At 46.8% G+C, this 11,752-nt stretch carries 4 protein-coding genes; 2 read left to right on the top strand and 2 right to left on the bottom strand.

All coding sequences use genetic code 11. The features are described 5' to 3' along the window. Positions 1-189: 189 nt before the first annotated feature. Both HWQ42_RS04065 and HWQ42_RS04060 read right to left on the bottom strand, forming a co-directional pair. On the bottom strand, positions 190-606 hold the full coding sequence (locus HWQ42_RS04065) for an ATP-binding protein (protein ID WP_292809555.1): 417 nt from the start codon (positions 604-606) through the stop codon (positions 190-192). A gap of 51 nt (positions 607-657) precedes the next feature. Beyond that, the gene (locus HWQ42_RS04060; protein ID WP_292809553.1) at positions 658-2,115 is read right to left on the bottom strand and encodes a GAF domain-containing SpoIIE family protein phosphatase; all 1,458 of its coding nucleotides are present in this window, start codon (positions 2,113-2,115) and stop codon (positions 658-660) included. 363 nt (positions 2,116-2,478) lie between these two features. On the opposite strand from HWQ42_RS04060, the gene HWQ42_RS04055 reads away from it, so the two are divergent. Next, complete coding sequence (locus HWQ42_RS04055) at positions 2,479-8,970, top strand: type I polyketide synthase (protein WP_292809551.1); 6,492 nt, start codon at positions 2,479-2,481, stop codon at positions 8,968-8,970. Beyond that, the gene (locus HWQ42_RS04050) at positions 8,967-11,723 is read left to right on the top strand and encodes a type I polyketide synthase (RefSeq protein ID WP_292809549.1); all 2,757 of its coding nucleotides are present in this window, start codon (positions 8,967-8,969) and stop codon (positions 11,721-11,723) included. Before HWQ42_RS04055 ends, HWQ42_RS04050 begins: the two co-directional genes overlap by 4 nt. Positions 11,724-11,752 lie beyond the last annotated feature (29 nt).

Here is an 11,752-nt window from a genome sequence, read left to right as displayed (position 1 = left end):
AAAGGTTTGTAAATATTTGCTAGCAAGTTTTAGGAAGATTTTTGGACAAAATTCACTCGGTTTTAAGTGCAACGGTGTCGAAAAACAAAACTATGTAAATAAAAATAAATTAACTTGTAACTCTTGTTGTTGTATCCTGTTAAATTCATTATTCTTTGTTTTTAATAATTAATATTCCTGCGAATTTACTTAACTGGTTCCCAATCCGTTGTCACGATTTACAATTAAAATATTACAATTTTGGTTTCCGTCTTGTTTGTAAATAAACCGATCTACGCTGTTAAGAGCTAGATAAACTCCCAAACCGCCAATCTGTCGTTCCTGTAGCGACTTGTTCAAATCATCTGGAGTTAACTTCTGGGTAGGATTGAAGGGAACACCAGTATCTTTAATCGCAATCGTCAAGGAGTGATCGTCAAGATCGGCTTTTAAAATCAATATGCCTTCGCGATTTGCTGCCTTATAACCGTAATTAATGATGTTTGTAGCAATTTCATCGACCGCCAAACGCAGTCTGTAGGAGGTTTTTTTATTCAAACCTGCTACCATTGCTGCTGCCATCACATATTCTGCGATCGCCTTTAAAGAGTCCAGTGTTCCAGGCACAGTTAAAGGTTCCATATTTTACGGATTGGGGGTGAGTGAAAGGATGAAATTTTAGTCTGATGCCTTTCTCTGCACAATCAGCATTGTGATGTCATCATACTGAGGTGCGTTGCTGATGTGAGCGAACAAATCAGTTGTAATGCGCTCTAGCAGGGGAGATGGCAAAAGTGCAGATTGATCTAGGAGCGATCGCAGTCGCTTTTCAGTAAAAAACTTACCGCTGGGGCTACGTGCCTCAGTTACCCCATCGGTATAGCCAATTAAGATATCGCCTGGTTCCAACTGTACTTGTTGAATTTTAAATTTCATATTAGGCATCATCCCTACCGCTGGCCCGGTTGAGTTGAGACTGGCTTTGATACCAGTGTCGCCGACAACAAACAGAGTTTCGTGTCCACCATTGATGTAGGTGAGAATGCCAGTTGCCGGATCTAGCACGCCAAAAAACAGCGTGGCAAACATACTCATCTGCGCGTGCTGCTGGGCGATATAGTTATTCGTGAGCGCTACCGCTTTCAGGGGATTAATTTGGTATAAATTGGTTGCCATCTCTGACTCAAGTAAAATCGATAATTCTGCCTCATTGGCAATAATAGAGAGTCCACCCAAACTAATTTGTCCTGAGAAAATACGGATTAAGCTTCGGAACAAAGCCATAAATAACGCAGCGCCTACACCTTTGTCGGCGACATCAGCAATAACTAGCCCCAAGTAATCGCCAGGTAGCATAAAAACATCGTAGAAGTCGCCAGCTACTTGACGGGCAGGAGAGAAAAACGTGGCAATCTCTAAATTAGGTAGCTGTGGGATTTCGTTGGGTAGAAAATCTCTCTGGATTTGTCGGCCTTTTTCTAATTCGTAGTTGAGCGCTTTGGAATAGGTTTCAATTTTCCCATAGAGCTGGGCATTTTCTAAAACTATAGCGATTTGGTCAGCAGTGAGCTGCATCAGATGGGCAATTTCTGGGCTAAAGTGTCCTGGTTCTTGGTGTAGCAAGGTAAGAATACCTAAGACCTCTTCATTCCTGAGAATGGGAACAGCTAATGCTGAACGTACAGTGTAAGGCTGATTGGGCAACTGCAACCAACGATCGTCAGTTTCAGTGTCTACGATCAATCCGATCTGGCGCTGTCTGTATACCCAACCAGCAAGCCCCTGTGCTAAAACACAACCAATCAGGCGATCGCGCTCCTTGAGTGCTGTCTCCCTTTGCGTGAGAATACTATCGGTGACAGCACCCTGGCGATCGAGTAAAAACAGACTGCCTTTCTGGGCACCAGTAAGCTGACTACAAACATCTAACGTGTCTTGTAAAGTAGCTTTCAGCATCTCTTCTTCGGGTGAAGCGCGGATGATTGTCGCTACTGAATGCTCCAGCAGCTTTTTTTGAGCTTGGAAAGCAGCTTTTTCTGTTTTTAATTCAGCTACCTCTCGCCGCAGGGACTTCAGTTCCTCAATTAGCTGTTGATTCTCTGCTATGCCATTCTCTTCATAAGATTTTTGGATCATAAATAGACCTGTCGCTTTATTATAGGGGTAAGATTCAGCATGGCAATCCTTAACTGATTGAATGCATCTGCTAATTAGATAGAAATTCCACAAGTCTCCCGCGATAACTATTAAGTTATTTTGATATAAAAGTCATCCCTTAAACAGTTGAGAATTTATAAAATTTGTGCGTGAAGAGTGAAATCTTGGTATTCTAAACAATACCAAGATTTTCTCGGAGAACACCAAAATTTATCAAACTGATGGCTTCATCAGTCTGATAAATCTTTAATACCTTCATTTACTCGCAGATGTTGGCTTTGCTTGTCAATGTGCTAGAGATTAGCGGTCTGAATAATTTCCAGGTTTTAGGAGTAGCCATGCATGGAAAAACAACATACTAGTGAGACGCTAGTAGACGTATTGCGCTACAGAGCTATTCAGCAACCTCAGACGCTAGGCTATACCTTTTTGGTGGATGGTGAATCTGAGGGAAGTAAACTCACGTATGGAGCATTGGACAAACTGGCAAGAGCGATCGCTACCTACTTGCAAACATTTGCAAAGCCAGGCGATCGCGTACTCCTGCTCTACCCACCTGGTTTAGAATTTATTACTGCCTTTTTCGGCTGCTTATATGCTGGTTTGATCGCGATTCCTGCTTATCCGCCTCGGCAAAATCAGTCGATTGCTAGGTTGGGTGCGATCGTTTCCGACGCCCAAGCAACTGCCATCCTGACAACAACAGCACTATTACCGATCGTTAAGAACTACTTTGCAGACAATCCAGAACTAGCATCTCTAAAACTGTTGGCCAGCGATGCGATTTCTGAGGCGATGTCTACGACGGGCGTAGATGCAGCACAGGAATGGAAAGCACCTAATATTGATGGAAATACTTTAGCGTTTCTGCAATACACCTCCGGTTCCACGGGAACGCCCAAAGGAGTGATGGTAAGTCACAGTAATCTGTTGCACAATTTAGCTTATCTGGATCGCGGCTGGGAACACACATCCGATAGTGTGATGGTGACGTGGATTCCATTCTTTCACGATATGGGGCTGATTTATGGAGTACTCCAACCCTTGTACAAGGGATTTCCTTGTTACATCATGCCACCTGTAGCCTTTATTGCGCGTCCAATTCGCTGGCTCCAAGCTATTTCTCACTATCAAGCAACACATACTAGTGCGCCAAACTTCGCCTACGATCTGTGCATCCGTAAAATTACCCCAGAACAACGTGCCAGCCTGAATCTCAGTCGTTGGCAGATGGCTTTAAATGCTGCTGAACCAGTCAAAGCAGAAACGTTGGAACGGTTTGCCAAAGCATTTGCTTGTTGTGGGTTTCAAGCAACTGCTTTCTGTCCGGGTTACGGACTAGCTGAGGCAACACTGAAAGTAACTGCCGTGCAAACACAAGCCGAGCCAATTATTAGCAAGGTTGAGGCAACCGCGCTGGCACAAAATCGAGTAGTGCCAGCAACAGCAGACCATCCCAATGTGCGGCTTTTGGTTGGATGTGGCAATCACAGGCAAAGCGATACACAAATAGCGATCGTTCATCCTGAATTGTTGACGCGATGTTTACCGGATGAAGTCGGCGAAATTTGGGTCGCAGGAGCAAGTATCACCCAAGGCTATTGGCAGCGACCAGAGGAAACAAAACATACATTTGCAGCTTATTTAGCTGACACTGGGGAAGGGCCGTTTCTCCGCACAGGAGACTTAGGCTTTTTGCAAAATGACGAGCTATTTATCACCGGACGACTTAAGGATTTAATTATTATTCGAGGACACAATCATTATCCTCAAGACATTGAACTCACAGTTACAAATAGTCATTCGGCTTTGGGAACGCAGGGAGTAGCCGCATTTACTATTGAAGTAGACGGTGAAGAACAACTCGTTGTGGCATGTGAAGTCGAGCGAACTGCTATGCGGAAGCTTGATGCAAGTGAGGTAATTGGCTCCATCCGACAAGCAGTCACAACACAGCACGAATTAGAAGTTTATGCCGTCTTGCTGTTGAAACCAGCCAGTATCCCCAAAACTTCCAGTGGGAAGATTCAGCGCTATGCCACTCGCGCAGAATTTTTGTCGGGGACTTTGGAAGTGGTGGGACAGTGGAGGAAGGCAGGGGAGCAGGGGAGCAGGGGAGCAGGGGAGCAGAGGAGCAGGGGAGCAGGGGAGCAGGGGAGCAGGGGAGCAAGGGAGCAGGGAGAATTGATAAGTCGCAAGTCTGGAGAAAAGGGACGGGCGGAAATTCAAGCTTGGTTGATAAATAAGATTGCTCAACGACAAAACATTGCACCGCATTCGATAGATCCGCATGAATCATTTGCCTACTACGGGTTAGATTCCATTGCCGCAGTCAGCCTGTCGGCAGATTTAGAGGATTGGTTAGGTTGTCAGTTGTTGCCTACTTTGGCTTACGATTACCCAACGATCGCAACTCTATCAGCCTATCTCACAGAAACTTTATCGCAACGGCGAGAATCTCCAGAACCCAGACAAAATTTCAAATCTGTCGAGGCGATCGCAATTATTGGTCTTGACTGCCGCTTTCCCGGAGCTAATAACCCAGAAGCCTTTTGGCAATTACTACGAAATGGTAAAAGTGCCATAGACCAAATTCCAGGCAATCGTTGGGATTCTCATCTTTTCTATAACCCCATCCCCGCCCAACCAGGGAAAATGAGTACTCGTTGGGGTGGATTTATTGAGCAAGTTGACCAATTCGATACCCAATTTTTCCGCATTTCTCCTCGTGAAGCCGAGCGGATGGACCCGCAGCAAAGGCTGTTATTAGAAGTGAGTTGGCAGGCATTAGAAAATGCTGGATTAGCAAGCGATCGCTTGACAGGAAGCAACAGTGGTGTATTTATCGGCATCAGTACCAATGACTATGCTCGCTTCCAGTTCGATCGCTTATCTGATATTGATGTCTATGCCAGCACAGGCAACGCTCTGAGCATTGCTGCTAACCGCCTATCCTATCAGTTCGATTGGCACGGGCCCAGTTGGGCAGTCGATACTGCCTGTTCTTCATCTCTGGTTGCAGTTCACCAGGCTTGTCAGAGTTTACGGTTAGGTGAATGTGACTTGGCTTTGGCAGGTGGTGTTAATTTAATTCTCACCCCCCAAATGACAATTGCCCTCTCCCAAGCAAGATTCATGTCAGGGGATGGTCGCTGCAAAACCTTTGATGCGGATGCAGATGGTTATGTCCGGGGAGAAGGTTGTGGAATCGTAGTGCTGAAGCGTTTTACTGATGCTATCAAAGATGGGGATAATATCCTGGCGCTGATTCGCGGCTCGGCAGTCAATCAGGATGGTCATAGCAATGGGCTGACTGCTCCTAGAGGAATTGCCCAACAAGCCGTCATCCATCAGGCGCTTGTGAATGCTGGAGTCGCACCCGCAGCGATTAGTTATGTTGAAGCTCACGGGACAGGTACAGCCTTGGGCGACCCGATTGAAGTTAATTCCTTGCAATCAGTGCTGATGTCAGGTCGTTTCCCAAACCAACCTTGTGCGATCGGTTCAGTAAAGACAAATATCGGTCATTTAGAATCAGCGGCGGGAATTGCAGGGTTAATTAAAGTTGTACTGGCTTTGCAACATCAAGAGATTCCCGGTACGCTTCATCTCAAGGAGCTAAATCCGAAGATTACCATCCAAGACACGCCTTTTTCAATTCCCCGCGAGACTCAGAAGTGGTCTGGTTTTGGGAAGCAACGTTTTGCAGGAGTAAGTTCCTTTGGCTTCGGCGGTACGAATGCCCATGTTGTTCTGGAGGAAGCGCCGGAAGAGGGAAGGGGGGCAGTGGGAGCAGGGGGGGCAGGGGAAGCAGGGGAGCAGGGGAGCAGGGGAGTAGCCTCACACGTCAAATCGCTGTTGACGCTTTCGGCAAAAAGTGAAATAGCGTTACGGGAATTAGTTCGGCGATATGTGGCGTTTCTGGAGTTTCATTCAGAAGTATCTCTGGGGGATATTTGTTATACGAGCAATGTCGGGCGATCGCATTTTGATCATCGACTAGCTCTGGTTGCAGAATCCTCTGAGGAATTTTGCGAACAACTAGCAGCCTTCATTTATAACTCACCTTCCAGAATAGGCGATCGTTGTCAGGGGGTTGCTTTCCTGTTCACTGGTCAAGGTTCGCAATATATTGGTATGGGACGGGAACTTTACAACACGCAACCCGTTTTCCGGCAAGCTATAGAACGCTGCGCTGAAATCTTGCAGCCATACTTAAATCAACCTCTGTTAGAGGTTCTATATCCAACGAGTGAGTTAGACAACCCAACTCAAGCCTCTATTAATGAAACTGCTTATACTCAACCTGCTTTATTTGCATTGGAATATGCATTGTCTGAGCTATGGCAGTCCTGGGGAATCAAACCGAGTGTGGTGATGGGACACAGTATCGGCGAGTATGTTGCTGCTTGTGTAGCAGGAGTGTTCAGTCTGGAAGATGGACTGAAGTTGATTGCCGCACGGGGGAAACTGATGCAAGCGTTACCGTCTGTAGGAGCAATGGTAGCGGTATTTGCCCAGTCGCAAGAAGTATCGACCATCATTGATGAATATTCAGATGTGGCGATCGCAGCAATGAACGGCGCACATCTGATCATCTCAGGTGGATCTCAATCTATCACATCGGCTGTGGCCAGGTTAGAAGCAAAGGGAGTGAAGACAAAACCGCTTGAGGTTTCCCATGCTTTTCATTCGCCATTGATGCAACCCATGCTGGCGGAGTTTGAACAAATTGTCCAGCAAGTAAACTACTGTCCGCCAAACCCCGATATTCGCTTTATTTCTAATCTCACAGGTCAACTGGCAAAAGCAGAGATCGCCACGCCTGAATATTGGGTAAAACATGTGATGCAGCCAGTCCGGTTTGCTGATGGAATGGCAACTCTAGCAGAACTAGGAGCCTTAGCGTATTTGGAAGTAGGACCGCAACCGATTTTGTTGGGAATGGGTCGCCAGTGCTTATCGGGTAACGAGTATGTGTGGCTTCCCAGCCTCAAAAAGGAATCAAATTCACAGCAGATGTTGTCCAGTTTGGCAACTTTGTACGAGTCTGGAATATCCATCGATTGGGTAGGCTTTCATCATGGCTCTCAACATCGTCGGGTCATATTGCCCAATTATCCCTTTGAGCGATCGCGCTTCTGGATGGAAACTGCATCTAGTGGCGTGACTGCTAGAGAATCGCTCTGTTCACCAGCAGAAATCAAGCGTTTGCTCGTACCCCAGTTGACTGAATTGACAGCCCAACTCAGTCTCAAACACTATGGGGAAGCCCTAAGTACTTTGGAATCACTAAGTATCCTTTATGTGGTGGCGGCATTTCGGGAAATGGGGTGGAATTTGCAGCTAGGCGATCGCTATTCCATCCCCCAACTCACCAAACTAGGAGTCATTGAGCAACATCAGAAACTCGCTTTGCGCCTGTTGGAAATGCTGGTTGAAGAAGGGATTCTTCAGCGAATTGGTAATCAGTGGGAAGTAACTCGAATACTAGAGTTACCCACACCAGAAGCGCAACTACATAATTTGCGATCGCAATATCCTCAAGCAAATGCAGAACTGACGCTGCTAGAGCGTTGCGGTTCGCACCTGGCTCAAGTACTCCAAGGTGAAACTCGCCCACTGGAGTTGCTATTTCCCCAAGGCGATTTGACAGCATTAACCCAGCTTTACCAGGATTCCCCCGGCGCAAAGCTGATGAACGCGCTAGTCCAAAAAGCAATCTCAACCGCGATTTCCACCGCTACAGTCAGCATTTTGGAAATTGGAGCCGGAACTGGCGGCACAACTGCTTACCTCCTACCTCATCTCCCAGCAGATCGAACTGAATATGTCTTCACAGACTTAGGAACGTGGTTCACTTCCAAGGCTCAAGAGAAATTCCGGGATTACCCATTTATCCGCTATCAGTCTTTAGACATTGAACAAGACCCCCAATCTCAGGGATTTACTAACCATCAATACGACATCATTGTGGCAGCAAATGTCCTGCACGCAACCGAGGATTTACAGCAAACCTTACGTCACGTTCGCAGCCTGTTAGCGCCAGGAGGATTATTAGTGTTGCTGGAGGGAACAAGTCCCCGACGCTGGTTAGATTTGGTCTTTGGATTAACGCCAGGGTGGTGGAAATTCTCAGACTACGAGTTGCGACCATTCTACCCTTTGTTAGCAGTGACTGACTGGCTGGAATTGTTGTCTGATTGTGGGTTTCAAGAGGCTGTGTATCTGGCACCAGATTGCGAGGCGATCGGCGATTCGTTCCAACAAGTTGTCATCCTGGCTCAAAGCATCAGTACCAATAACCCAGTTAACCACAATCATCTTCCATCGCCCATTGCTGCCACCATCAATACGAAACAATCAACATTTCTCCAATCGCTAATAGCCAAGCCTGTACGAGTGCGACAGGAGGAATTAATCGCTCATGTCCGCTCATTAGTAGCCAAAGTTTTAGGCTTAAAGCAACCACAGTCCATCGGTTTGCAGCAAGGTTTCTTTGAATTAGGGATGGATTCATTAACTGCTACGGAGTTGAAAGAGCAATTGCAAAATAGTTTAGGCTGTTCCCTTTCCCCAACCACATTATTTGATTATCCGACGGTAGCAGCGTTGGCGAATTATCTGGAAACGCAAGTGTTGTCGCTCTTAGATCCACAAGAATCAGTCCACAAGGCTAACTCTAATTCTGAGACTTTCCAGCAACAAGCCTTACTGGAAGAATCATCATTAGAAAAGAGAGTGAAATTGTCATCACCCGACCAATCGCTTGACGAAATTGCAGATTTGCTGGCTGCAAAACTAGCATCAATCAGAGAGGGAAAACTGCTATGAGTCGTCCTTCAGAAACCAGAGATTATGGACAATTGATGCAGAACGCATTGCTGGAGCTATCAGCCCTACAAGTAAAGCTCAATACCCTCGAACATGCTGCAAATGAACCCATTGCAGTCATCGGTATTGGTTGCCGCTTTCCTGGAGGAGTTAACTCTCCAGAGGAGTTATGGCTGTTATGCAAAAATGGTGGTGATGCGATCGCAGAAGTTCCTAGCGATCGCTGGGATGTAGATGCTTACTACGATCCTGATTTAAGTAGTTATGACAAAACTAACACCCGTTGGGGTGGCTTTTTAGCAAATATCAATCAATTCGATCCCGGTTTTTTCGGAATTTCCACGAGCGAAGCAGCTACTATTGACCCCCAGCAACGGCTGCTATTGGAAGTAAGTTGGGAGGCATTAGAAAACGCTGGATACGACCCCTTACAATTGGCTGGTTCTCAGACTGGCGTGTTTGTGGGAATTGCCACTTGTGATTATTACAAAGCCATGACCGCAATTCCCACGAGAGCCGGCACCGGTATTGCCAATAGTATGGCGGCAAATCGCCTGTCCTACTTTTTGGATGTGCGAGGCCCTAGCGTCACAATCGACACTGCTTGTTCGTCGTCCCTGGTTGCCATACATACCGCTTGCCAAAGTCTGCGGCATCGAGAGTCAAATCTCGCATTGGTGGGCGGCGTGAATATTATGTTGTTACCGGAGGTGAATATTACCTTTTCTCAGGCTGGTATGATGTCATCTGATGGACGTTGCAAAAGCTTTGATGCTACAGCTGATGGCTACGTCCGAGGAGAAGGATGTGGGGTAGTTATCCTGAAGCGTCTTTCAGATGCAGTCAAAGATGGCGATCGCATTTTAGCGTTACTGCGGGGAACCGCCGTAAATCATAACGGCCGCAGTGTTGGACTAACTGCACCAAATGGATTGGCTCAACAAGCAGTGATTCGGCAAGCACTGACAAATGCCAGGGTAGCACCCCATGAAATTGACTATGTTGAGGCACATGGTACGGGTACTCCAATGGGGGATGCCATTGAGCTACAAGCAATCTTGGGGGTGCTAGGACAGGGGCGAACCCTTTACCAACCCTGCGGACTCGGTTCTGTGAAAACTAATATTGGCAACCTCGAAGCTGCTGGTGGAATTGCCGCATTTATCAAAACTGTCCTGTGTTTGCAACAGGGAGAAATTCCCCCTCATCCCCATTTCAAAACCATCAATCCCCATATTGACATCAAGTCAACACCATTCTTGATTCCTACAATAGATCGTCCGATAGATATCAAGCCTCGGTTTGCTGGCGTTAATTCCTTTGGCTTTGGCGGCACCAATGCTCATGTAGTACTGGAAGCAGCAGAGGAGAGCGGAGGGGCAGGGGGGCAGAGGGGCAGGGGGGCAGAGGGGCAGGGAGTAGCTTCACATATCAAATCGCTGTTGACGCTTTCAGCAAAAACTGAGACAGCGTTACGGGAACTAGCAAGTTGCTATGCAGATAGTTTAGAAAACTACGGCGCTCAATCGATTCCCGATATCTGTTTTACAACTAATATCGGTCGGTCACATTTTAACCATCGTTATACCATCATTTCATCAGGCGATTTACCTGATTTAACCGACCAACTGAGGACATTCGCCACTAGCAAACAGACAACAGGACGGCTACAGCCGGAGAATAGGCCGAAGATTGCATTTTTGTTTGCTGGACAGGGCTCGCAATACATTGGTATGGGATGGGAACTTTACAACAGCCAACCTATTTTCCGTGCCGCCTTAAACGATTGCGATCGCATCTTACGCTCTTATTTGGATCGGCCACTGCTGGAAGTACTGTATCCATTAGGGGAAAGAAACTCAGCGCCTTATCTTTTAGATGAAACTGCCTACGCCCAACCTGCTCTATTTGCCATAGAGTATGCCTTAGTGAAATTGTGGCAGTCATGGGGCATTGAACCTGATGCGGTGATGGGTCATAGCGTCGGAGAGTATGTAGCTGCTTGTGTGACAGGTGTATTCAGCTTGGAGGAAGGACTGTACTTGAGTGCCGAACCGGGACGACTGATGGCAACGCAGCCCAGAGAAGGGCAAATGGTGGCGGTGTTTGCAGCTAAGGAGATTGTAGAGGAGGCGATCGCATCTTACCAGGATGCAGTTGCCATTGCTGCCTTTAACGGCCCTAGCCAAACTGTGATTGCGGGGGATAAACAAGCGGTTTCAGCAGCGATCGCTCGTCTGGAATCGGATTTCATTATGACTCGCGAGCTAAATGTTGCCCACGCCTTTCACTCACCCTTAGTAGACCCCATCCAAAATGCCTTTGAACAGACTTTGAGGAAAATGCAGTTTCATCGCCCAAGTCTGCCGTTTATCTCTCATCTTTCGGGAGAATTCGAGGCAGGGATATTAGATGCTAACTACTGGCGCTCTCAACTGCGATCGCCCGTGCGTTTCGATGGAGGTATCCAGACCTTAGCAGAGGCGGGGTATGAAATTTTCCTGGAAATTGGGCCAACAGATACTCTGGCAAGTATGGGTAAGCGCTGTCTACCTAAAAACACTGCTACTTGGTTGTCTTCTTTAAGACAAGGGCACGATGACTGGCGATCGCTCCTAGACAGCCTAGCTACCTTATACATGAAGGGTATAAACATTAATTGGTCAGAATTTCATAGAGATTCTCCCAGACAACGAGTTGCTCTGCCCACTTATCCTTTCCAGCGCCAACGCTGTTGGATTGACTCCCTTTGAGGGACTTTCAAATAAAAAATATCCCACTG

It is taken from the genome of Nostoc sp. JL23, assembly GCF_017115065.1.
Lineage (GTDB): Bacteria > Cyanobacteriota > Cyanobacteriia > Cyanobacteriales > Nostocaceae > Nostoc > Nostoc punctiforme_A.
The sequence above is the reverse complement of the archived record's forward strand: the minus strand, read 5'-3'. Positions and strand labels throughout refer to the sequence as shown.

What these genes read in the sequence shown, in the direction of transcription:
- HWQ42_RS04060 (WP_292809553.1), bottom strand. Translation starts at nt 2,115, where the DNA reads ATGATCCAAAAATCTTATGAAGAGAATGGCATAGCAGAGAATCAACAG.
- HWQ42_RS04055 (WP_292809551.1), top strand. Translation starts at nt 2,479, where the DNA reads ATGGAAAAACAACATACTAGTGAGACGCTAGTAGACGTATTGCGCTAC.
- HWQ42_RS04050 (WP_292809549.1), top strand. Translation starts at nt 8,967, where the DNA reads ATGAGTCGTCCTTCAGAAACCAGAGATTATGGACAATTGATGCAGAAC.